The 21,892-nt window shown below is 69.2% G+C and carries 23 protein-coding genes; 12 read left to right on the forward strand and 11 right to left on the reverse strand.

What is annotated here, in order from left to right:
* Positions 1-2 precede the first annotated feature (2 nt).
* From SK571_RS12675 to SK571_RS12685, 3 genes are read right to left on the reverse strand one after another with little or no spacing between them, the layout of a single operon-like run.
* Complete coding sequence (locus SK571_RS12675) at positions 3-989, reverse strand: aldo/keto reductase family protein (protein WP_319984233.1); 987 nt, start codon at positions 987-989, stop codon at positions 3-5.
* 33 nt (positions 990-1,022) lie between these two features.
* Positions 1,023-1,655, reverse strand: a complete 633-nt coding sequence (locus SK571_RS12680; protein ID WP_319984234.1) for a class I SAM-dependent methyltransferase — start codon at positions 1,653-1,655, stop codon at positions 1,023-1,025.
* A gap of 3 nt (positions 1,656-1,658) precedes the next feature.
* Positions 1,659-2,285, reverse strand: coding sequence for a DUF3043 domain-containing protein (locus SK571_RS12685; RefSeq protein WP_319984235.1), 627 nt, complete (start codon positions 2,283-2,285; stop codon positions 1,659-1,661).
* 42 nt (positions 2,286-2,327) lie between these two features.
* Here SK571_RS12685 and SK571_RS12690 point away from each other — a divergent pair, with 42 nt between their 5' ends.
* The gene (locus tag SK571_RS12690) at positions 2,328-3,362 is read left to right on the forward strand and encodes a glycerate kinase family protein (RefSeq protein ID WP_319984236.1); all 1,035 of its coding nucleotides are present in this window, start codon (positions 2,328-2,330) and stop codon (positions 3,360-3,362) included.
* A gap of 182 nt (positions 3,363-3,544) precedes the next feature.
* Complete coding sequence (locus SK571_RS12695; RefSeq protein ID WP_089922497.1) at positions 3,545-3,916, forward strand: HesB/IscA family protein; 372 nt, start codon at positions 3,545-3,547, stop codon at positions 3,914-3,916.
* Between the two features lie 115 nt (positions 3,917-4,031).
* Here SK571_RS12695 and SK571_RS12700 read toward each other — a convergent pair whose 3' ends face one another.
* Complete coding sequence (locus SK571_RS12700; RefSeq protein WP_319984237.1) at positions 4,032-4,205, reverse strand: hypothetical protein; 174 nt, start codon at positions 4,203-4,205, stop codon at positions 4,032-4,034.
* A 157-nt stretch (positions 4,206-4,362) separates the two neighbouring features.
* On the opposite strand from SK571_RS12700, the gene SK571_RS12705 reads away from it, so the two are divergent.
* Positions 4,363-5,295, forward strand: coding sequence for a carbohydrate kinase family protein (locus SK571_RS12705; protein WP_319984466.1), 933 nt, complete (start codon positions 4,363-4,365; stop codon positions 5,293-5,295).
* A 7-nt stretch (positions 5,296-5,302) separates the two neighbouring features.
* Positions 5,303-6,067: a class I SAM-dependent methyltransferase gene (locus SK571_RS12710; protein WP_319984238.1), complete on the forward strand. Its 765-nt coding sequence runs from the start codon at positions 5,303-5,305 to the stop codon at positions 6,065-6,067.
* A gap of 43 nt (positions 6,068-6,110) precedes the next feature.
* On the opposite strand, the gene asnB is transcribed toward SK571_RS12710, so the two are convergent.
* Positions 6,111-8,039 carry an asparagine synthase (glutamine-hydrolyzing) gene (gene asnB, locus SK571_RS12715; RefSeq protein ID WP_319984239.1) on the reverse strand — a complete coding sequence of 643 codons (1,929 nt, stop codon included), beginning with the start codon at positions 8,037-8,039 and terminating at the stop codon, positions 6,111-6,113.
* Between the two features lie 181 nt (positions 8,040-8,220).
* On the opposite strand from asnB, the gene ctaC reads away from it, so the two are divergent.
* Positions 8,221-9,153: an aa3-type cytochrome oxidase subunit II gene (gene ctaC, locus SK571_RS12720; RefSeq protein WP_406601971.1), complete on the forward strand. Its 933-nt coding sequence runs from the start codon at positions 8,221-8,223 to the stop codon at positions 9,151-9,153.
* A gap of 14 nt (positions 9,154-9,167) precedes the next feature.
* The gene (locus SK571_RS12725) at positions 9,168-9,584 is read left to right on the forward strand and encodes a cytochrome c oxidase subunit 4 (protein ID WP_319984241.1); all 417 of its coding nucleotides are present in this window, start codon (positions 9,168-9,170) and stop codon (positions 9,582-9,584) included.
* Positions 9,585-9,735: 151 nt separating this feature from the next.
* Here the strand turns inward: SK571_RS12725 and SK571_RS12730 are convergent, their stop codons facing one another.
* The 4 genes from SK571_RS12730 to SK571_RS12745 form a co-directional block, all read right to left on the reverse strand.
* On the reverse strand, positions 9,736-10,416 hold the full coding sequence (locus SK571_RS12730; protein WP_319984242.1) for a lysophospholipid acyltransferase family protein: 681 nt from the start codon (positions 10,414-10,416) through the stop codon (positions 9,736-9,738).
* Between the two features lie 209 nt (positions 10,417-10,625).
* Complete coding sequence (trpD, locus tag SK571_RS12735; RefSeq protein ID WP_319984243.1) at positions 10,626-11,666, reverse strand: anthranilate phosphoribosyltransferase; 1,041 nt, start codon at positions 11,664-11,666, stop codon at positions 10,626-10,628.
* Positions 11,667-11,671: 5 nt separating this feature from the next.
* A complete protein-coding gene (locus tag SK571_RS12740) occupies positions 11,672-12,082 on the reverse strand; it encodes a hypothetical protein (protein WP_319984244.1) in 411 nt (136 codons plus the stop codon).
* A gap of 64 nt (positions 12,083-12,146) precedes the next feature.
* On the reverse strand, positions 12,147-12,548 hold the full coding sequence (locus SK571_RS12745; protein ID WP_319984245.1) for a hypothetical protein: 402 nt from the start codon (positions 12,546-12,548) through the stop codon (positions 12,147-12,149).
* Positions 12,549-12,641: 93 nt separating this feature from the next.
* On the opposite strand from SK571_RS12745, the gene ctaE reads away from it, so the two are divergent.
* The 4 genes from ctaE to qcrB are packed head-to-tail and all read left to right on the forward strand — an operon-like array spanning position 12,642 to position 16,900.
* Entirely contained in the window at positions 12,642-13,250 is a 609-nt protein-coding gene (gene ctaE / locus SK571_RS12750) for an aa3-type cytochrome oxidase subunit III (protein ID WP_253320751.1), read from the forward strand.
* Positions 13,251-13,302: 52 nt separating this feature from the next.
* Positions 13,303-14,115, forward strand: coding sequence for a cytochrome bc1 complex diheme cytochrome c subunit (qcrC, locus tag SK571_RS12755; protein WP_319984246.1), 813 nt, complete (start codon positions 13,303-13,305; stop codon positions 14,113-14,115).
* Positions 14,112-15,239, forward strand: a complete 1,128-nt coding sequence (qcrA, locus tag SK571_RS12760) for a cytochrome bc1 complex Rieske iron-sulfur subunit (RefSeq protein ID WP_319984247.1) — start codon at positions 14,112-14,114, stop codon at positions 15,237-15,239. The genes qcrC and qcrA overlap by 4 nt, the downstream gene beginning before the upstream one ends.
* On the forward strand, positions 15,236-16,900 hold the full coding sequence (gene qcrB, locus SK571_RS12765; RefSeq protein WP_319984248.1) for a cytochrome bc1 complex cytochrome b subunit: 1,665 nt from the start codon (positions 15,236-15,238) through the stop codon (positions 16,898-16,900). Before qcrA ends, qcrB begins: the two co-directional genes overlap by 4 nt.
* A gap of 91 nt (positions 16,901-16,991) precedes the next feature.
* On the opposite strand, the gene SK571_RS12770 is transcribed toward qcrB, so the two are convergent.
* The gene (locus tag SK571_RS12770; RefSeq protein ID WP_030474620.1) at positions 16,992-17,276 is read right to left on the reverse strand and encodes an Lrp/AsnC family transcriptional regulator; all 285 of its coding nucleotides are present in this window, start codon (positions 17,274-17,276) and stop codon (positions 16,992-16,994) included.
* 258 nt (positions 17,277-17,534) lie between these two features.
* Positions 17,535-19,235, reverse strand: a complete 1,701-nt coding sequence (locus tag SK571_RS12775; protein WP_319984249.1) for a DEDD exonuclease domain-containing protein — start codon at positions 19,233-19,235, stop codon at positions 17,535-17,537.
* A 183-nt stretch (positions 19,236-19,418) separates the two neighbouring features.
* Here SK571_RS12775 and SK571_RS12780 point away from each other — a divergent pair, with 183 nt between their 5' ends.
* Both SK571_RS12780 and SK571_RS12785 read left to right on the forward strand, forming a co-directional pair.
* Positions 19,419-20,777 carry an NYN domain-containing protein gene (locus tag SK571_RS12780; protein WP_319984467.1) on the forward strand — a complete coding sequence of 453 codons (1,359 nt, stop codon included), beginning with the start codon at positions 19,419-19,421 and terminating at the stop codon, positions 20,775-20,777.
* Positions 20,778-20,842: 65 nt separating this feature from the next.
* Complete coding sequence (locus SK571_RS12785; RefSeq protein WP_319984250.1) at positions 20,843-21,847, forward strand: C40 family peptidase; 1,005 nt, start codon at positions 20,843-20,845, stop codon at positions 21,845-21,847.
* Positions 21,848-21,892: the final 45 nt, after the last annotated feature.

Genomic DNA, 21,892 nt, shown 5'->3' on the forward strand with positions numbered 1-21,892 from the left:
GATCAGCCCTGGGCGGTGAGCCTCGGATCGTCGGTGATGACGCCTTCGAGGACCTTGTCGATCTGCGTGAGCACGTCGTCGCCGAGCTCGATGTCGATCGCCTTGACGTTCTCGAAGACCTGCTCCGGACGCGACGCGCCGATGATCGCGGACGCGACGTTCGGGTTCTTCAGCACCCACGCCACGGCGAGCTGCGCCAGCGTGATGCCCGCCTCCTCGGCGATCGGCTTGAGCTGCTGAACGGCGTTGAGCACGTCGTCGCGCATCCAGCGCGCGATCATCTGCGAACCACGCGCGTCGGCCAGGCGTGAGCCCTCCGGCACCTCGGCGCCCGGCAGGTACTTGCCGGTCAGGATGCCCTGCGCGACGGGGGAGAAGACGATCTGGCTCAGCCCCTCGCGCTCGCACGTGGGGATGACCTGCGGCTCGATCACGCGCCACAGCATCGAGTACTGCGGCTGGTGCGACACGAACGGCACGTTCAGCTCACGGGCCAGCGCGGCACCGCGGGTGATCTGCTCGGCGGTCCACTCGGAGACGCCGACGTAGAGGACCTTGCCCTGGCGGACGAGGTCGGCGAACGCCAGCATCGTCTCTTCCAGCGGGACGCTGTAGTCGAACCGGTGCGCCTGGTAGAGGTCGACGTAGTCGGTCTGCAGCCGCTTCAGCGACGCGTTGGCCGACTCCATGACGTGCTTGCGGCCGAGCCCGCGGTCGTTGGGGCCGCCGGGACCGGTCGGCCAGTAGACCTTGGTGAGGATCTCGAGCGACTCGCGCCGCTCACCCCGCAGCGCCCGGCCGAGCACCGACTCCGCGGCCGTGTTGGCGTAGACGTCGGCGGTGTCGAAGGTCGTGATCCCCGACTCCAGCGCCGCCTTCACACAGGCGTGGGCCTGGTCCTCTTCGACCTGGGACCCGTGCGTGAGCCAGTTGCCGTACGAGATCTCGCTGATGGACAGGCCGCTGCGGCCGAGTCGACGGAACTTCATACATCGGAGCTTAAACCGAAATCGTTCGTGCTGCTAATGAACTTCGGGCGCGTGCCACACCATGGAATACCGCCAGAACAGGTGCCGCCGAACGCGTGCGCCGGGCAGGATCTCCGCTGCCGCCGCTCGGATCTCGGTCAACGTCGGCGCGCTCATCACCACCGGCATCTCCGCGTCGTGCGGCGTGCCCCCGGTGCCGTTGAGGGCCTTGGCGAGCCCGACGAGGGCGTTGGCGGGCAACGTCACCAGCTCCACGGCCCGGTCGGCCCGGCTCGCCGTCATGTACAGGCCGACGACGATCAGCGTCCCGCCCGGAGCGGTCAGCCCGGCGAGCCTGGTGAGACCTTCGCGCAACGGCAGGTGGTGCAGGCTCGCCTCGGCGGTGACGACGTCGTACCGCCCGAGGTCGTGGGTGAGCACGTCGCCGTGAATCCATCGGACCTCGCTCGTGGTGGCGCTCGCCCGTTCGATCATGCGCGCACTGGCGTCGATCGCGGTGACCTCGCCGGCCCTGATCTGCCGCGCCAGGTCACCCAGGCCGCAGCCGACGTCCAGCGCCGATCCGGCCCGCGACGGCAACTGCCGGAGCAGCCAGCGGCGGTACCACTCGTTGTGGTTCCACCGCAGCTTCTCCGGCAGTTGGAGCTTGCGCTGCTTCTCGCGCACCGGCTACTTGATCGCGTCGCCCGGCTTCACGCGCGGCTTGGGCACGCGCAGCTTGCGGATCTGGCTCGCGCGGATGAACGAGTACCAGCCGATCGACAGGCCCTTGATCGGCTCGGTCGGGAACTTCGCCCGCACCTTCCGCGTGACGAGGCGGCCGAGCACGACGCCCTCGATGACCATCGCGATCAGCATGAACGTCGTCGCGAGCGTCGCGTACCGCTGCACGGCCAGCGACGGCGTCAGCAGCGCGACGAACACCAGGATCGCGAGCGGCATGAACAGGCCCATGAGGTTGCGCCGCGAGTCGACGAGGTCGCGGATGTACGCCTTCACCGGACCGCGGTCGCGCGGCAGCAGGTACTTGTCCTCGCCCGCCATCATGCGCTGACGACGCTCGGTGGCCGCGGCACGGCGCTCTTCCTTGCTCACCTTGTTGCCGCGCATCCGCTTGAACGCCTCGCGCTGCGTGCGGGGAGGAGGCGGCACCGGCCCGGAACGCCGGCCCTGCGCCTCACGCCGCTTGGGCGTGGGCCTGCCCTTGCCCGTGGAACGGGTGGAGTCGGCGACCTGGTCGGTCGACTCGGTGGCCGGGGCATCGGTATCGGCGGCGTTGCGGCGCAGGAACCTCACGACAACAGGGTAGGACAGTGGTTCTTCTGTACCTTTCGCGAGGTGCGCGTACTCATCGCCCCGGACTGCTTCGGCGGCACCCTGACCGCCCGCGAGGCCGCCGACGCCATCGCCACCGGCTGGCGCGACGCCAAGCCCGACGACGTCGTCGCCCAACGCCCGCTGGCCGACGGAGGCCCCGGCTTCGTCGACGTGCTGCACGCCGCCACAGGCGGCGACATCCGGCACATCACTGTGACCGGCCCGCTGGGAGAACCGGTCCAAGCGCGCTGGCTCAGCCTGCATGCAGGCGGTCGACGCGCTGCATACATCGAGTCCGCGGAAGCGTGCGGCCTCCACCTGATCCCGGCGGAACTCCGCCCGCAGACCTGCGAGACGGCGACCACGCGCGGCGTCGGCGAGCTCATCGCGGCAGCGACGGCGGACAACGATGTCATCACGGTCGGACTGGGCGGCTCCGGCACGACCGACGGCGGCGCCGGCATGCTCGCCGCCCTGTCGGACGCCGACGTGGACCTGACCGCCACATCGCTCGTCGCCGCCTCCGACGTGGAGAACCCGCTCCTCGGCCCGCACGGCGCCGCGCGCACGTTCGGCCCGCAGAAGGGCGCGTCCCCGGAAGCCGTCGAACGCCTCGAAGCCAAGCTGGCCGCCATGGACGTCCTCACACCCGTGTCCGACATGTCGGGTGCCGGAGCGGCGGGCGGCCTCGGCGCCGCGCTGCTCTCGCTGGGCGCGACGATGACGTCGGGCGCGGGCCTGGTCCGCGACCTGACCGGCCTCGACGCCGCCCTCGACGAGGCCGACGTCGTCATCACCGGCGAGGGCAGCTTCGACTGGCAGTCACTGCGCGGCAAGCTCATCACCGCCGTCGCGGCAGGCGCGGCCGAACGCGGCATCCCGTGCATCGCCATCGCGGGCCAGGTCAGCGTCGGCCGCCGCGAGATGGGCGCCGCCGGCGTCCAGGCCGCCTACTCGGTGTCCGACCACGTCGGCTCTGTGCACAAGTCGATTGCGGACGCCCGCAAAAGTGTCATTGCAACGGCCCAGTACGTGGCCCGGCAGTGGTCGCGCTGAACAGCGAGAACCTGGTTAGAAGGTCTAGCTGATATATCGGTTGGTTTGAGCGTGGTCTACGTGACAGTCGACACCTAGGGCGACAAGGGGCGCCGTTGTGGGACCATGGGAAGCGGAACAAGGCGGGGAACGCCCGTGTTGTTGATGGGTGAACCGCCCGCAAAGGACCTCTTAGGAGAGCCATGACGACCGCTCAGGATGCCGCTTCGACCGCTTCCGAGGCGCCCAGCCACGGCGTGACGCTGACCGATGCGGCCGCCGTCAAGGCCAAGGCGCTGCTCGACCAGGAGGGCCGCGACGACATGCACCTGCGCATCGCCGTCCAGCCCGGTGGTTGTGCCGGCCTTCGCTACCAGCTGTTCTTCGACGAGCGCGCACTCGACGGTGACGCGATGGTCGACTTCAACGGCATGAAGGTCGCCGTCGACCGCATGAGCGCCCCGTACGTCGAAGGTGCTGTCATCGACTTCGTGGACACGATCGAGAAGCAGGGCTTCACGATCGACAACCCGAACGCCGGCGGGTCGTGCGCCTGCGGCGACTCGTTCCACTAAGGCGAACACGCGGAGAGGCCGCGTTCCCGCATCGACGGGAACGCGGCCTCTCCGCGTGTGGACCGAAAACCCTGCCAGGTACTGCCCGGACGGACCGGTGAGCCGGACCCTGAAGCTAGACGCCGTATTCGGCGAGGCCTTCGACCTGGTGGGCGCACCGCTCGTCGACCTGCCACGGCGCGGCCGTGCGCGGGGCGGGAAGGGGGTGCTCGGGGTGGGTCAGAGCGAAGGGGAGCTGCGCGCAGTCCTCGATCAGTTCACTCATCGTGGTCGCCTCTGGGATCGTCACTTCCTGACCGTATGACGACGGTCTGACCTGCGGTAGCCCTACCAAACAGTAGTCTTCACAGCGGTACTCGTCCGGGTGAGTTGTCACGTAGCGCAACAAGAAAAGAGGAGCCGACGTGCCCCTAGCCGTGTGCGGCAGCATCGCGACCGACCATCTGATGCACTTCCCGGGTCGTTTCGCGGACCAGCTGGTCGCGGAGCGTCTCGACCGCGTGTCGCTGAGCTTCCTGGTCGACGACCTCGTGGTCCGCCGTGGCGGCATCGGCGCGAACATCGCGTTCGGCCTCGGTGTGCTCGGGGTGCGGCCGGTGCTCGTCGGTGCCGTCGGCAAGGACTTCGACGACTACCGCTCGTGGCTCGAGCGGCACGGCGTCGACACGTCGGGCGTGTACGTGTCCGAGGTCGCGCACACCGCGCGGTTCGTCTGCACGACGGACGACGACATGTGCCAGATCGCCTCCTTCTACGCCGGTGCGATGGCCGAGTCCCGCAACATCGAGCTCTCGCCCATCGCGAGCCGCGTCGAGAACCTCGAGCTCGTCGTCATCAGCCCGGACGACCCCGCGGCCATGCTCCGGCACGCCGACGAGTGCCGTCAGCGCGGCTACAGGTTCGCCGTCGACCCGTCGCAGCAGCTCGCCCGCATGGACGGCGAGCAGGCGCGCGCGTTCGTCGAGGGCGCCGAGTACCTCTTCAGCAACGACTACGAGTGGGAACTGCTGCTGCAGAAGACCGGCTGGACCGAGGCCGACGTCCTCGCCCGCGTCGGCAAGCGCGTCACCACGCTCGGCGCCAAGGGCGTCGAGATCGTCGACCGCGACGGCTTCGCGCTGCACGTCCCCGCCGTCCCCGAGGTCGCGAAGACCGACCCGACCGGCGTCGGCGACGGCTTCCGCGCGGGCTTCCTCGCCGGCATCATCGCCGGCCTGAGCATCGAACGCGCTGCTCAGCTCGGCTCGTTCATCGCGGTCGAGGTGCTCGAGACCGTGGGCACGCAGGAATGGGTGATCGAGCGCGAGTCGGCGCTCGCTCGCATTCGTGGCGCGTTTGGTGCCCAAGCCGCTGAAGAGATCGCTCCAGTCCTGCCATGATCGGACAATGGGGACGTACCTGTTCGGTGACTCCGGTGAGTCGCTCGACCCGAAGTTCGACGCGCTGAGCTCACTGCTCGACGCGGGCACCTTCGCCCGCGTCGAGCAGCTGGGTGTCTCGGACGGCTGGCGCTGCCTCGAAGTGGGAGGTGGCGGGGGATCGGTGGCGAACTGGCTGGCGGACGTCGTCGCCCCGGCCGGGCACGTCACGGTCACCGACATCGACGTCACCAGACTCGAAGAACGTGACAACGTCACGGTCCTGGAGCACGACGTGGCGTCCAACATCCTGCCCGGCAACGCGTTCGACCTCGTCCACGCCCGCCTGGTGCTCTTCTACCTCCCCGCCCGCGACCTCGTCCTGCGCAAGCTGCGCGACGCGTTGCGGCCCGGCGGCTGGCTCGTCCTCGAAGAGTTCGACTGCCTCCCGCTCGAAGTCCTCTCCGCAGCTCCGGACGACGCGAAGCTGATCATGCGGGTCAAGAACGCCCTGCTGACGTTGCTCGACCAGGCCGGCGCCGAACTGGCGTGGGGCGCCCGCGTCGAACGGGCACTGCGCGACGCCGGGCTGCACGACGTCAGCGGGTCCCGTGACGTGCAGGAGTGGGAGGGCGGCTCCGCCGGGTGCCGCCTGCTCGCCGCGACCGCTCGCCTGGTGCGCAAGAAGCTCCCGCTCACCGACGAGGAGTTCGACCGCTACCTGGAGCTGATGGCGTCCCCGGAGACCGTCGTCAGCTCGTACGCGATCTGCAGCGCGCAAGGTCGTCGCTGACAGCGTCAGGGCCCCTCCGCGGAGGGGCCCTGACGCTTCGGACCTAGAGCTTGACCGGGTAGTGCGGTTCCGGCACCGACGGCTGGATGCGGCCCTCGACGAAGATGCCGTGCCAGATCATGAACACCAGCAGCGCCCAGATGCGGCGGCTGTGGTCGAGCACGCCGGAACGGTGCTCCTCGATCAGCCGCAGCACCGCGGTCTTGTCGATGTACTGGTCGGTCTGCGACGCGCGCACGATGTCGACGGCCCAGTCGTGCATCTCGTCCTTGAGCCAGTGCCGGATCGGCACAGGGAAGCCGAGCTTGCGGCGGTTGAGCACGTGCGCCGGCACGATGTCGCGGATCGCCTTGCGCAGCGCGAACTTCGTGGTGTCCTTCGTGATCTTCAACTCACTCGGGATCTGCGACGCGATCTTGAAGACCTCGGGGTCGAGGAACGGGACCCGCAGCTCCAGCGAGTTCGCCATGGTCATCTTGTCGGCCTTGACCAGGATGTCGCCGCGCAGCCACGTGAACAGGTCGACGTGCTGCATGCGCGTCACCGGGTCCCAGCTGCGCGACTCGCGGTACGGCTGGGCCGTCGCGTCCATGTGCGACACCGCCGGGTCGTACGTGCGCAACACCTGACGCAGGTGGTCGTCGAGGAAGATGCGCGCGTTGCCGTAGTAGCGCTCCTCCAGCGTCAAAGCGCCACGACGCAGCAGGTCCTTGCCGCGCACGCCGTGCGGGATCTTCGTCGAGACCTTGCCCATGGCCTTGCGCAGCGCGCCCGGCACCTTCTCGAACCCCGCCAGCGACAACGGCTCGCGGTAGATCGTGTACCCGCCGAACAGCTCGTCCGCGCCCTCGCCGGACAGCACGACCTTCACGTGCTGACGCGCCTCACGTGCGATGAACCACAGCGGCACCAGCGCCGGGTCGGCCACCGGGTCGTCGAGGTACCAGGTGATCAGCGGCAGGGAGTCCATCATCTCCTGCGCGCTCACCGTCCGGACCACGTGCTTCACGCCGATCAGCGCCGCCGACTCCGCGGCCACGTCGACCTCGGAGAACCCCTGGCGCTCGAAGCCGGTGGTGAACGTGATCAGGTCGGGGTTGTGCTCCTTGGCCAGCGCCGCGACGACCGTCGAGTCGATGCCGCCGGACAGGAACGAGCCGACCGTCACGTCCGCGCGCATGTGCTTGGCGACCGAGTCGCGCAGCGCGGCGGCGATCTCGGCGTAGAGCGCCTCGGCCTCGCCCTCGCTGCGGACCGTGCGGATCTTGAAGTTGGCCGGGAAGTACCGCTCGAACTTCGGCGACTCGCCCGGGACCAGCGTGAACGAGTGCCCCGACTCGACGCGGTAGATGTGGTCGTGCAGCGAGGCAGGCTCCGGCACGTACTGCAGCGTCAGGTAGTGCTGCAGCCCCTTGACGTTCATCTTGGGCGCGATGCCGATCGCGGAGGCCAGCTCCAGGAGGGTCTTCTTCTCGCTGGAGAACGCGACGCCGCTCTGGCCCTGCGCCCAGTACAGCGGCTTGATGCCGAACGGGTCGCGGCCGCCGAACACCATGTCGCGCTCGGAGTCCCAGATCATGAACGCGAACATGCCGCGCAGCTTCGTGATCGCCGCGGGCCCGTAGTAGTGGTACGCGGCGACGATGGTCTCGGTGTCGCCGTCGGTGTGGAAGACCGCGCCGTGCTTCTCGGTGAGCTCGGCCCGCAGCTCCAGGTAGTTGTAGATCTCGCCGTTGAAGTTGATCGTGTAGCGGCTCGGCGACTCCGCCGGACCCCAGGTCAACGGCTGGTGGGAGTGCTCGATGTCGATGATCGCGAGCCGGTTGAAGCCGAACACGACCTCGTCGACCCGCCGGGTGCCGCTCTCGTCCGGCCCGCGGTGCCGCATGCAGCGCAGCGCCGCCTCCACGGCCGGGCGCGCGTTCTCAGCCTCGTTCTCGCTGGGGCAAACAAGTCCTGCCAGGCCGCACAAGGCTCTCGCACCTCTCAAAAGACATGAAGGGGAAGACCACGGGGAAGTCCCCAGTATGCCGAAGGGGCTCTGTGTGACCGAAACTGCACCGCAGCGGCGGTGCCCCCGAGGGGTGAGCGCGGTTGCGCTGGGCTACGCTCCCGCTTGATCCGTTGGCATGGAACGAGGAGGCGGGCGAGCAGTGGGCCTGAAGGAGGGCACCAGGGCATCCCGGCTGGTGAAGACCGCTGGGCTTGTGAGCCTGGTCGGCATCGGGGCCACCGGTTGCTCCACGGACGAGGTGCTGCGCTTCGGATGGCCGCAGGCCGTCACGCCGCAGGCCGAGAAGATGCGCGAGCTCTGGACCTGGTCCGTGATCGCCGCGCTCGTCGTCGGCGTCATCGTGTGGGGTCTGATCCTGTGGTCGGTGGTGTTCCACCGCAAGAAGTCCGAGGAACTGCCGCGTCAGACGGCGTACAACCTCCCGCTGGAGATCGTGCTCATCGTCGTGCCGACGGTGATCGTGGCGGTGTTGTTCTACTTCACCGCCGTGACGCAGAACTACGTCACGGACAAGTCGGGCAAGCCCGACGTGAACATCGACGTGATCGCGTTCCAGTGGAACTGGGAGTTCCAGTACCCGGACCACAAGACCGAAGAGGGCAACGTCGTCAGCACGGTCGGCACCTCGGGCGAGGTCCCGATCATGGTGCTGCCGGCCGGCAAGCGCATCCAGTTCACGCTGCGCTCGACGGACGTCATCCACTCGTTCTTCGTGCCGGAGTTCCACTTCAAGAGGGACGTCTTCCCGGAGCCGAAGAAGAACAACCAGGACAACGTCTTCCAGATCGACCAGATCGACCGTCCGGGTGCGTTCGTCGGCCGTTGTGCCGAGCTCTGCGGCTCGTACCACGCGGTGATGAACTTCGAGGTCCGCGCCCTCAAGGAAGCCGACTTCGAGAAGTACATCGAGCTGCGCAAGCAGGTCAACGAGAAGACGGGCAAGCCGTACACCACGGCCGAGGCCCTCTCCCAGGTGAACTGTGACGAGTGGTGCTCACCGCTGGCCACGACGACGACCCCGTTCAACACCGACCGGACGGCCCGCGAGGCCTCCGGCGCGGGCCAGAAGTAGGGACACGCCCCGCGATGAAGATCGAAGCTCGCGTTTTCGACCTGGTGATGGCCTTCTCGTTCCTGATGGCCGTCGTCTACGGCTACTGGACGCACCTGGCGACCGGCCACGTCGAGCCCACCGGCACGGTGGCGCTCGCGCTGACCGGTGGCCTGGCCCTCATCACCGGCACCTACTTCCGGTTCGTCGCCCGCCGCATCGAGGTGCGGCCGGAGGACAACCCCGACGCCGAGGTGTCCGACGGCGCCGGTGAGCTGGGCTTCTTCAGCCCGGGCTCGTACTGGCCGGTCGGTCTCGCCGCCGCGGCGGCGACCACGGGTGTCGCAGTGGCGTTCTGGCACGTGTGGCTGCTCGTGATCGCGGTCGTCCTGGTGCTGGTCGCGGTCGGTGGCCTGGTGTTCGAGTACCACACCGGTCCCAACCACGACTGACACCCGGCATCGGGTATCGCTCGACCGAGGCCCTCTCCGACGCGGAGGGGGCCTTCGTCGTCTCCGGCGAACCCCTGCACCGGATGTGCCACGAGAAAGGCCCCTTCCCGCCATCGCGGCGGAAAGGGGCCTTCGCAGGTCTTGCGCGGTGTTACGCCGCCGCGGCGACCGGGGTCTTCTGGTACGCGTCGACGTACTCCTGGCCGCTCAGGTCGAGAATGCGGTAGATGATCTCGTCGGTGACGCTGCGCAGCACCGGCAGCGAGTCCTGCATGCCGTCGTAGCGGCTGAAGTCGAGCGGCTCACCGAAGCGGACCGTCACCGGGACGATCTTCGGGAACCTGCTGCCGACGGGCTGGACCTTGTCGGTGCCGATGATGCCGACCGGGACGACCGGGGCGCCGGACTCGAGCGCCATGCGGGCCACGCCCGTGCGGCCGCGGTGCAGCCTGCCGTCGAGCGAGCGGGTGCCCTCGGGGTAGATGGCGAAGGCGTCCCCGCGCGCCAGGATCTCGGCGGCCGTGTCGAGCGCGGCGCGGGCGTCACGGCCGCTGCCGCGGTGCACCGGCACGTGGCCGAGCGAGGAGAAGAACCGGCGCGACAGCGAGCCCTTCAGGCCGGTGCCCGTGAAGTACTCCGCCTTCGCGAGGAACGACACGCGGCGCGGCACGACCATCGGGATGACCACGCTGTCGATGAAGCTGAGGTGGTTGGCCGCCAGGATGACGGGGCCGTCGGTGGGGATGTTCTCCAGTCCGTCCACCACTGGGCGGTAGACGAGACGGGCAGTGCGCGCGACGACGTGCTTCATCACCGGGTAGAGGAAGGCCATGTCTCCAGCATTCCAGGTGGCGATTGCCACGGCGTTACCACGTGGTGCGCATCTCGGGCCCATCACTCGCTCGGACTACGCCGATGCGGCAGCCGTGCGAGCAGGGTCACGCGCCGACGACGACGCGTGACCGGAACGCGCCTCGTCAGTGGCGTGGTTGGGGAGGTTGGCGAGCGCATTCACGCTCAGCAGCCTCCCCAACCACACCGCTAGCCCTTGAGAGCCTGCGAGAGCTCCACCCAGCGGTTCAGCAGCGTCGCCGCCCTGCCCGAGTCGATCGCGTCGGCCGCGCGGCTCAGCGATGCCGACAGGTCCGCGTGCAGGTCGTCGGAGAACCCTCCGTGCGCCGCGATGGCGCCCGCGGCGTTCACGAGCACCGCGTCCCGCACCGAGCCGGTCTTGCCGGCCACGAGGTCGCGGACCACCTGGGCGTTGACCGACGAGTCGCCGCCCTTCAGGTCCTCCTCGCGCGCGGGCTTCACACCGAGCACGGACGGGTCGATGGTCTCCGTGCGCACCACACCGTCCTGCGCTAGCCACGCGGACGTCGTCGTGGTGGTGGTGATCTCGTCCAGACCGTCGTCGCCCCGCACGACCAGCGCGGTGTTGTTGCGGCGCGCGAACACACCGGCGATCAACGGTGCCGCGGACGCCCGTGCGCAGCCGATCAGGCCGACGGTGGGCTGGGCGGGGTTCGTCAGCGGGCCGAGCAGGTTGAACGACGTGGGGATGCCGATCTCGCGGCGCACCGGGCCCGCGTGCCGGAAGCCGGGGTGGAACACCGGCGCGAAGCAGAAGCCGATGCCGAGCTCGCGCACGGTCTCCCGCACGCCGTCCGCGGGCAGGTCGATCGCGACGCCCAGCGCCTCCAGCACGTCCGCCGTGCCGCACTGCGACGACGCCGCCCGGTTGCCGTGCTTGACCACGGGCACGCCCGCGGCGGCCGTGATGATCGCGGCCATCGTCGAGATGTTCACCGAACCGGAATGGTCGCCACCGGTGCCCACGATGTCGGTCGCCCGCACGTCCACCGTGAACCGGTTCGCGTGGTTGAGCATCATCGTCGCGAGACCGTCGACCTCCTCCGGCGTCTCGCCCTTGGCGCGCAACGCGACGATGAACGCCGCGATCTGCGCCGAGGTCGCCTCGCCCGACATGACCTGGTCCATGCCCCAGGCGGTGTCGTCAGCGGTCAGGTCGACGCCGTCGAGCAGCCGGTTGAGCAGCGAGGGCCAGGTGCGCTGGCTCATGACCCTCAGCCCTTGACGACGGGAACAGCCGAGCCCCGCAGCACCTCGGCCACGGTCTCGGCGGCGGCCAGCGGGTCCAGCGGGTGCACCAGCACCGCGTCCGCCTGCGACCAGGTCGCGAGCCACCTGTCGTCCTTGCGGCGCACCGCGACGACGATCGGCGGGCAGTTCGTGATCTCGTCCTTGAGCTGGCGGGACAGGCCCATGCCACCGGTCGGCTGCGCCTCGCCGTCGAGGATCAGCAGGTCGACGGTGCCGGCGTCCGCCTCGTAGAGGACGTCCGCGATCGTCGCGGCCTCGACGTAGTCGAGGCGCGCGAGGTCGGGCGCGGGACGGCGGCCGACCGCAGTGATGATCGTCTCACGCACCTCGGGCCGGTGGCTGAACACCAGGATCTTCGTGGTCTGCGTGCTCATCTCTGGATCCTCCGCTGCGACTGCGACTGCGGTCCTGAAGAAAGTGACCAAGGTCGCCGTGATGCTATCGGGCCGGTCCGTCCGCCTTCTGCAGGGCGTCCCACCCCAGGGCCTCACCGCCGAGCCGTTGCGCCAGCGAGGCCATCCGCGACCGCTCCTGGGCGCAGTGCAACGCGTCCAGCTTCTGCACGCGACTGATATGCGATATGTCACCGGTCACGAGCACCCAGCCGTCCGGCGTGAGCAGTTCGCGCGCACGTTCTACCTGTTCAGCGGGGATGCGCAGGTGGTGCCGCAGCACCGCGGGCTCGTCGGCGCGCCACCGCGGGGAACGCGCCAGAGCGGCCGAATCGGCCTCCGCGATGTCGAACGCCTCGACCACCACGACGAGCGCGGGGTCGTCCACCGACAGCGCCGGCTCGTGCTGTCGGCGCAGCTTGTCCCGCAATCGGCCCAGCAAGCTCATTCGTTGATCTCCTCGCGATCACCCTGCGTGTGACCCAGCCGACCCATGATCTGCCCAGGACCCGATGGGCGGACGGAAATAGCGCAGGCAATAATGCTGCTCGTGACCACGGCAGCGCCTTCAATCGGCCAGCGCGTGCACTCGCTGAACCGCCCGAACATGGTCAGCGTCGGCACGATCGTCTGGCTGTCCAGCGAGCTCATGTTCTTCGCTGGCCTCTTCGCCATGTTCTTCACGGTGAAGGCCCAGAACGAGGGACCTTGGCCCCCGCCCCCCACGCACCTGAACATCCCCTACGCGTCGGTCTTCACGATCATCCTGGTCGCGTCGTCCTTCACCTGTCAGTGGGGCGTGTTCGCGGCGGAGCGGGGAGACGTCTTCGGTCTGCGTCGCTGGTACATCGTGACCCTGATCATGGGCGCGATCTTCGTCGGCGGGCAGGCAGGCGAGTACATCGAGCTGGTCGAGCACGGCACCACGATCCCGTCCTCGGCTTACGGCACGGTCTTCTACCTGACGACCGGCTTCCACGGCTTGCACGTCATCGGCGGTCTGATCGCGTTCGTCTACCTGTTGATCCGGACGAAGCTCAGCAAGTTCACGCCGGCACAGGCCACCTCCGCGATCGTCGTGTCGTACTACTGGCACTTCGTCGACGTCGTGTGGATCGGGCTGTTCGCCATCATCTACATCGTGCCCTGACCTGCTCCCCAGCCACGAGCTCCCGAACTGACAGCAAGGGTTGCCGCACACCATGACCACCACGACGAAACGCCCCCGCGGCGCCCGCACGAAGCTGCGTCGCCGGGTCGCCGGACTGCTCGCACTGGGCTTCGGCCTGCTGAGCGCCGGCATGCTGTTCGCCGCCTTCGCGCCCCAGGCGCAGACCGCCCAGGCACAGCAGCAGGACGCCCTGGTCCGCCAGGGTGAGCAGCTCTACCTGAACACCTGCTCCAGCTGCCACGGCAGGTCTCTCGAAGGCGTGCAGGACCGCGGGCCGAGCCTGATCGGCGTCGGCGACGCCGCGGTCTACTTCCAGACTTCCTCCGGCCGCATGCCCATGGCGCGGCAGGAGGCGCAGGCCATCCGCAAGCCCGCGAAGCTCTCCCCTGAAGAGATCAACGCGCTGATGGCCTACATCGACGCGAGCGGCGGCGAGGGCCCGAAGAAGCCTGCCGAGTCCGGTGAGGGCCTGCGCGGCGACAACCCCGCCCGCGGTGGCGAGCTGTTCCGCCTGAACTGCTCCAGCTGCCACAACTTCACGGGCCGTGGTGGCGCGCTGTCGTCCGGCAAGTTCGCGCCCGCGCTCGACGGCGTGTCCGAAGAGCAGATCTACACGGCGATGCTGAGCGGGCCGCAGAACATGCCGAAGTTCGGCGAGCGCCAGCTCACGCCGGAAGAGAAGAAAGACATCATCGCGTACGTCAAGTCGGTCACCGACGGGAACAACAACTCCGGAGGTAACCCCCTGGGCGGGTTCGGACCCGTTTCCGAGGGCTTGATCGCGTTCATCGTGGGCATCGCCGCGCTCATCGGCGTGACCCTCTGGATCGGAGCCAAGGCATGAGCGGCGACAAGCCGATCGAGCTGCCCAGCGAGGCGGAGCTCGCGGAGATGAGCCGGGACGACCTCGTCAAGCTCGGCACGAAGATGGACGGCGTCGAGCTCGTCCACTACGAGGAGAAGTTCCCGGTCCCCGGCACCCGTGCCGAGCGCCGTGCCCAGCGCACGGTCGCGCTGTGGTTCATGATCTCGGCGGTGGCGGGTCTCGCCTTCCTCGGCGTGTTCCTGTTCTGGCCGTGGCAGTACGAGTCCCCCTCGAACCCCGAGGGCCACCTGCTGCACATGCTGTACAACCCGCTGATCGGCCTGTTCCTGGGCCTGTCGGTGACGGGTCTGGGCGTGGGCGCGCTGCTCTACACCAAGAAGTTCATCCCGGACGAGCTCGCGGTGCAGCAGCGCCACGACGGCCCGTCGGCTCAGGTCGACCGCGCCACGCTGGTCGCCGAGCTCGCCGACGCGGGTGAGCGCAGCGGCATCGCCCGCCGCAGCCTGATCAAGCGCACCGCCGGCCTCGGCGCAGGTGTGCTGGGTCTCGGTGTCGCCGCAGTTCCGCTGGGTGCGCTCATCAAGAACCCGCACTCGGACAGCGAGACCAAGAACTCGCTGTGGCACACCGGCTGGAAGGCCGAAAAGGGCGAGAAGGTCTACCTCCGCCGCCACACCGGCAACTTCCACGACGTCTCCCTGGTGCGTCCCGAGGACGTCGAGCCGGGCGGCTTCGAGACGGTGTTCCCGTTCCGGGAGTCCGAGCGCGACGACGAGCACGCCCTGGTCGCGGCCCTCAAGCGGGCCGACGCGCCGGTCATGCTCATCCGCCTGCGCCCGAACCAGGCCGTCACCAAGCGTGCAGGTCAGGAAGACTTCAATTACGGTGACCTGTACGCGTACTCGAAGATCTGCACGCACCTGGGTTGCCCGACATCGTTGTTCGAGCAGCAGACCGGTCTGCTGCTCTGCCCGTGCCACCAGTCGCAGTTCGACGTCTTCGAATACGCCAAGCCGCGGTTCGGTCCGGCCACCCGTCCTCTGCCGCAGCTTCCGATCACTGTGGACGAAGACGGATACTTGGTAGCCCGCAGCGACTTCATCGAGGCTGTGGGTCCGGCGTTCTGGGAGCGGAAGTCATGAGTGCCATCACCACGCCGACGAAGCCGGCCAACGCCGCCGCGCGCGTCGCAGGGGCGGCGGCCAACGCTGCCGACGAGCGGTTCCACCCGGCCTCCGGCCTGCGCAAGCAGATCAACAAGGTCTTCCCGACGCACTGGTCCTTCCTGCTCGGTGAGATCGCGCTGTACAGCTTCATCGTGCTGCTGCTGTCGGGTACGTACCTGGCGTTGTTCTTCGACCCGTCGATGACCGAGGTCACCTACAACGGCGCGTTCGAGAACCTGCGCGGCATCGAGATGTCGCGGGCGTTCGCGTCCACGCTCGACATCTCGTTCGAGACGCGCGGTGGCCTGTTCGTCCGCCAGGTGCACCACTGGGCGGCGCTGCTGTTCATGGCCGCGATCGTCGTGCACATGTTCCGGATCTTCTTCACCGGCGCGTTCCGCAAGCCGCGTGAGATCAACTGGGTCATCGGCATCGTGCTGTTCATGCTCGGCGCGATCGAGGGCTTCCTCGGCTACTCGCTGCCGGACGACCTGCTCTCGGGCACCGGCCTCCGCGTCATGGCGGCGCTGCTGATCTCGTTCCCGGTCATCGGCACGTGGCTGAACTGGCTGATGTTCGGCGGGGAGTTCCCCGGCACGGACATCATCCCGATGCTCTACACCGCGCACATCCTGATCATCCCGGCGATCATCCTGGGTCTGATCGCGGCGCACCTCGCGCTGGTCTGGTACCAGAAGCACACGCAGTTCCCGGGCGTGGGCCGCAAGGAGACCAACGTCGTCGGCGTCCGCATCATGCCGGTGTTCGCGGCCAAGGGCGGTGGCTTCTTCGCCATCGTCGTCGGTGTCATCGCGATCATGGGTGGCGTCTTCCAGATCAACCCGATCTGGAACTTCGGCCCGTACAACCCCGCGCAGATCTCCGCCGGCTCGCAGCCGGACTGGTACATGGGCTGGACCGACGGCCTGGTCCGCATCTGGCCCGCGTGGGAGTTCTACCTGGGCAACTACACGATCCCGGCGCCGTTCCTGCCGTTCATCCTCGGTCTGCCGCTGCTGACCGGCATCGCGGCGATGTACCCGTGGATCGAGCGCAAGATGACCAAGGACTACGCGCACCACAACCTGCTGCAGCGCCCGCGCGACGTCCCCGTCCGCACCGCGCTCGGCTGGATGGCGATCACGTACTTCATGGTCCTGCTGCTCATGGGCGGCAACGACATCTTCGCCTACCAGTTCGACATCTCGTTGAACCTGACGACGTGGATGGGCCGGATCGGCATGCTGGTGCTGCCTCCGCTCGCGTACTTCATCGCGTACCGGATCTGCATCGGCCTGCAGCGCGGCGACCGCGAGGTGCTCGAGCACGGTGTCGAGACCGGCATCATCAAGCGCCTGCCGCACGGCGAGTTCATCGAGGTCCACCAGCCGCTCGGCCCGGTGGACGACCACGGCCACCCGATCCCGCTCGCCTACCAGGGCGCGTCGGTGCCGAAGAAGATGAACAAGCTCGGCTCGGCCGGTCACCCGGTCGCCGGCAGCACGTGGTCGCCGGACCCGGTCGAGGAGACCGTGGCCCTGGAGAACGCGCGCAAGGCGAAGCACGTCTCCGAGGGGACCAGCGCCCAGGACGAGGTCGGCGAGCTCGCGGGCAAGCCGTCCGACCCGAAGGCCTGATCCACCGCTGAACGCGACGAAGGCCCCCGTGATCTTCACGGGGGCCTTCGTGCTGTCTGCGGCTGCTGGGCCGGAAGATCGGGCCGGACTGTCAGGCGTCGTCCAGGCCGATGGAGAACGCGGCCTCGTCGTCGCGCTTCGAGTAGCTGCGGAACGCGATGTGCGTGTCGGTGTTCAGCACACCCGCGACCTTGCTGATCTTGCCGGGCACCAGCGCGGCGAGGTCCTCGTGCTTGCTGACCCGCACCAGCGCGATCAGGTCCACGTCACCGGCACAGGAGTACACCTCGGTGACTCCGTCGATGTCGGCGATCTCCTGCGCGGCCTCGGGAATGCGTTCGGCGGCGGCCTGGATCAGCACGATGGCGGTGACCACGGCGTCCTCCTCGGGTCTGGGCTCCGGTGTCTCAAGCACCCGTAGTCTGCCCTACCGCCTGATCACCTGCGTGAGGACGTCGCCGCTCACGAAGCCCGAGCCGCCCACACCCTCCGCATGTCTCTTTGTTGACATTCCAACTGATATATCGGTTGCCGCCACCCCGTCTGACCTGCTCTTACCCTCCTTATGCAAAAAACGTTTGCGGACGTCCGCAAACGTTTTTTGCATAAGGGCTGTGCAACGAGGTGCTCCGGGTCAGTTCCAGCGGTCGTGAAGGGGACGGGCGCCCGCGGCTTGTTCGGCCCACGGCACCCATGCCGCGGCGGCGCCGGCGGGGGAGGACCACGGCTCGTCCGCGTAGACCAGGCGGGTGCCCGGCTGGTCGAGCCAGCGCAGGACGACCGCGGCCTCTTCCGGCGGTGCGCCTCGCAGCGGGCCGGGGGTCGGAACGACCGTTTCCGCTGAGGCGACGAGCGCGTCGACCACCGGCATCGGGCGGGTGCCTCGGCGGGCGACTCCGGCGGAGGCGAGGCGGCCGTAGCGCACGACCGAGAACTCCCAGCCGCCTTCGCGGTCGGGCCGGGCGGCCACGAGCTGGGGAAGTGCCGCGAGGGCCGCCAGGCGCTGGGCGCGGTCCAGCGACCGGACCAGGCCTGCCAGGCGGTCGCGGCGGCGAGCGGCCTCCTCGAAGCGTTCCGCCGAGGCCAGGCCGCCGAGCTGGGTGATGAGCGTGCGTAACGGGTCCGCGCTGCGGCCCACGACCAGGTCGCGCACGGCGACCACGGCGGGGGAGTACTCCTCGACTGTCTGCCGGCCCGCGCAGGGGGCTTTGCAGCGGTCGAGTTCGGCCAGGGCGCACGGGGAGGCGCGTTGGTTCATGGCGGGGATCTTGATGGTGCACGAGCGCAGCGGCACGGCGTCCAGCAGTGCGTCCGCTACCGACTCGGCTGCCTTGCGGGTGCGGAACGGGCCCAGCGCGCCGTCCCGGGGGACCTTGACCAGCGAGATCCGGGGGAACGGCTCGTCGGTCAGGGTCAGCCACCAGGCGTGGTGGGGGTTCTTCGAGCGCCGGTTGTAGGCGGGGCGGTGGGCGCGCAGGAGCCGGAGTTCACGCACCTCGGCTTCGAGCGGGTGGGCGCACTCCACGGCGTCGACCCGCACGGCGAGGGCGACCATCTCGCGCAGCCTGCGCCTGCCCTCGCTCGCCGTGAAGTACTGGCGGACTCGGCGCCGCAGGTCCGACGCCGTGCCGACGTAGAGGACCTCCTCCTTCGGGCCGCGGAAGAGGTACACGCCCGGTGTGGACGGCAGGTGGGCGGCCAGGGAGCGTTTGCGGCGCTGTTCCGGCGTCACCTCGGGCAGGTACGCCAGCAGTTCTTCGAGCGAGTGCACGCCCACGTTGCCGACGCGCTCCAGCAGCGCGTGCAGCACCTCGACGGTGGTGCGGGCGTCGGCCAGCGCCCGGTGCGTCGGCTTGGTCTCCGTGTGGAACAGGTCCGAGAGCGCCGACAGCCGGCACGACGGCGCCTCGTCGCGGCTGAGCACTCTGCGGGCGAGCTTGACCGTGCACACGACCGACGGCTTCGGCCAGCGGTAGCCGTGCCGTTCGCAGGCGGCCTTCATGAAGCCGATGTCGAAGCCCGAGTTGTGCGCCACCAGGACCGCTCCGGCCGCGAACTCCAGGAACGCGGGCAGCACCGTCTTCATGGTCGGCGCACCCGTGACCATCAACTGCGTGATCCCGGTCAGCTGAGCCACCATCGGCGGGATGCCGCGCTCCGGGTCGACGAGCGTGGCGAACTCGCCGAGGACCTGGCCGCCGCGCACCTTCACCGCGCCGATCTCGGTGACGGCGTCCTCCTCGGCGCTGCCGCCCGTGGTCTCCAGGTCGAAGACGACGAACGTCGTGTCGCGCAGGGGCGTCCCGAGCTCGTCGAAGGACAGTTGTCCGGTCACGTGGCTGACGTTAGCGACGGGGTCTGACAATTTTTCGAGCTGATCTCCAGTGGAGCTCTGACCTGCGGTTGCTCCATTGGAGTGGTGTGCGGGTGATCTTTTCCAGATCGTTGTTACCCGGGGCGGACACGTCCGTGCGTTGATCGAGTGCCGGGGCTCTAGCCTGGTGGGGTGCCCGACCCGATGCCCGTGCCCGAGTTCGACCAGCCTGCCGATGAGGCAGGTGAGTCCACGGACGACTCCGCTGTCGAGTCTTCTGTGGACTGGTCGGCCCTGCCGGAGCCGTTGCGGGTCAGGCTCGCGGAGCTCGGGGCGGATGCGCTGGGCGAGATGGCGAAGGTCGACGTGCCGCAGCACCTGCGGCCGGTGGCGAAGTTCGCCCCGACCAAACGCGCCCGGCTCGGCGGCTCGCAGGTCGTGGCCGGCCTGCGGGACTCGGCGAACTTCCGCACCGCCGTGGTCGAGTGGCTGCGCAAGAACAGGCCGTCGACGCTCGAGGTGACCTCGCCGGACCCGGTGACGGCGGCCGCGGCGGCGGTGCTGACCGGTGACGAGGTAGCGCTGCACTACGTGGAGCTGGTGTCGCGACGGGTGGGCGACGCGACGCTGCGAGCCGAACGGGACGCCGCCGTCGCACGCGCCGAACGGCTGGAGAGCGAGCTGGAACGGCTGCGGTCCGAGCGCACCCAGCTCGACGGCGCCACCGAACGCGTCCGCGCGGATGCCGAGATCGAGCTGGAACGCCTGCGCAAGCGGTTGCGCGAGCAGGGCGTGAAGCTACGCGAGGCCAAGGACGCCGCCGAGGCCGCCGCCGCCGAGGTGCACAAGATCCAGGAGCGCACCGCGGACGAGGTCAAGCGCCTGACCGCCGAGCGCGACCGCGAGCGGGAACGCGCCGAGACCGAACGCGGCAAGGCGCAGCGGGCGATCGCCGACGCCGATGTGGCCCGGCAGTCCGCACGGGAGGCCCGGCAGGCCGACGAGGTGCGGCTCGCACTGCTCGTGGACACCCTCGACGGCGCCGTGACGGGACTGCGCCGTGAGCTGGCTTTGGGCGGCGGTACCGGTCCGCGCCCCGCCGACCTCGTGCGGGGTGCCAGCGCGTCGCAGGGGACCGTGGGACGCGTGGAGGACCCCGCGGCACTGGACCGGTTGCTGGCGCTGCCCGCGGTGCACCTGGTGGTGGACGGCTACAACGTCACGAAGACCGGCTATCCGGAGCTGTCGCTGTCGGACCAGCGCGATCGGCTCGTCCATCAGCTGGCGGTGCTGGCCGCGCGCACGGGCGCCGAGGTGACGCTGGTGTTCGACGGCGCTGGGGTGGTGGCCGTGCCCGCGGCGGCTCCTCGTGGCGTGCGCGTGCTCTTCAGCGACCCCGGTGTTCTGGCCGATGACGTGATTCGTGCGCTGGTCACGGCGGAGCCCGAGGGCCGGCCCGTGGTGGTGGTGACGTCGGACCGAGCGGTCGCGGACTCGGTGCGCCGCCGTGGTGCGCACCCGGTGCCGTCCGCGGTGTTGCTGGCCCGTCTCGGGCGCGTTTGATCACCCGGTAGCCTGACGCCGTCGATCTTGGCGGTCTTGTTCTGGCGAGGGGGATCGGCGACCTCATGTCGCGCAACTTCACCCGTGGTTTCCTTGTTCTCCTGCTGCTCCTTCCTGTCGCTCCGGCCGTGTCCTCGGCCGCGCAGCCGGCCGATCCCGCGCGCGCGTACGCGGATCTGACAGCGCAGGCGACCAAGCTCAACGAGGAAGTCCTGCGCGCGCAGGAGGACCTGGTCCAGCGCAAGGCCGAACTCGACCGCGCGACCGCGACAGTGGCGGCGGCGCAGCAGATCGAGCGGCAGGCCAAGCGCGACGAGGACGACTACCAGGGGCAGGTCGACCTCATCGCCCAGGCGTCGTTCGAGGGGGCGCGGTTCAACCAGCTGTCGGCGCTGCTCGTCGCGGACTCGCAGCAGGACTTCCTGAACCGCCTCGAGATGATGCGGGTGCTGGCCTCCGACAAGGCGGAGTCGCTCGCGCGGCTGTCCGCCGCCGTGGAGAAGGCCCGTCAGGCGCACCAGGTGGCGGAGAGCGCGCGGGCGCGTGCCGCGGAGACCACTGCGGCGGCCGAGAAGCTGAAGAGCGACCTGGACGCGCGCAACCAGGCGTTGCAGGCGCAGATCACCGAGGTGCGGACGGCGCTGACGCGGCTGCCCGCCCCTGTCGTGAACCAGTTGCGCGACCCCGGCGACCGCTCGCAGGTCAGCGTGCCTTCCGGGACCGCGGGGACAGCACTGAACTTCGCGCTGGCGCAGCGCGGCGACGAGTACAAGTACGGCGCCACGGGCTTCGACCAGTGGGACTGCGCCGGGCTGACGATGAAGGCGTACGCGGCTGCCGGAGTCACGATTCCGCGCACGTCCGGCGGCCAGGCCGGGGTCGGCCGTGCCGTGTCACGCGGTGAGGTCCGTGCGGGCGACCTGATCGTCTACTACTCGAGCCGGTCGCACGTGGCCATGGCCGTCGACAACGCGCGGGCGGTGCACGCCTCCACCGAGGGCCAGCCGGTGAAGATCGCGCCGATCGACGCCATCGGGCCCATCGCGGTGATTCGGCGCATCGAGGGCTAGCGTTGCGCCGGTGAAGCACCTCCGGACGTTGCTGGCGGTCACCGT

The organism is Lentzea kristufekii, assembly GCF_033949925.1.
GTDB lineage: Bacteria > Actinomycetota > Actinomycetes > Mycobacteriales > Pseudonocardiaceae > Lentzea > Lentzea kristufekii.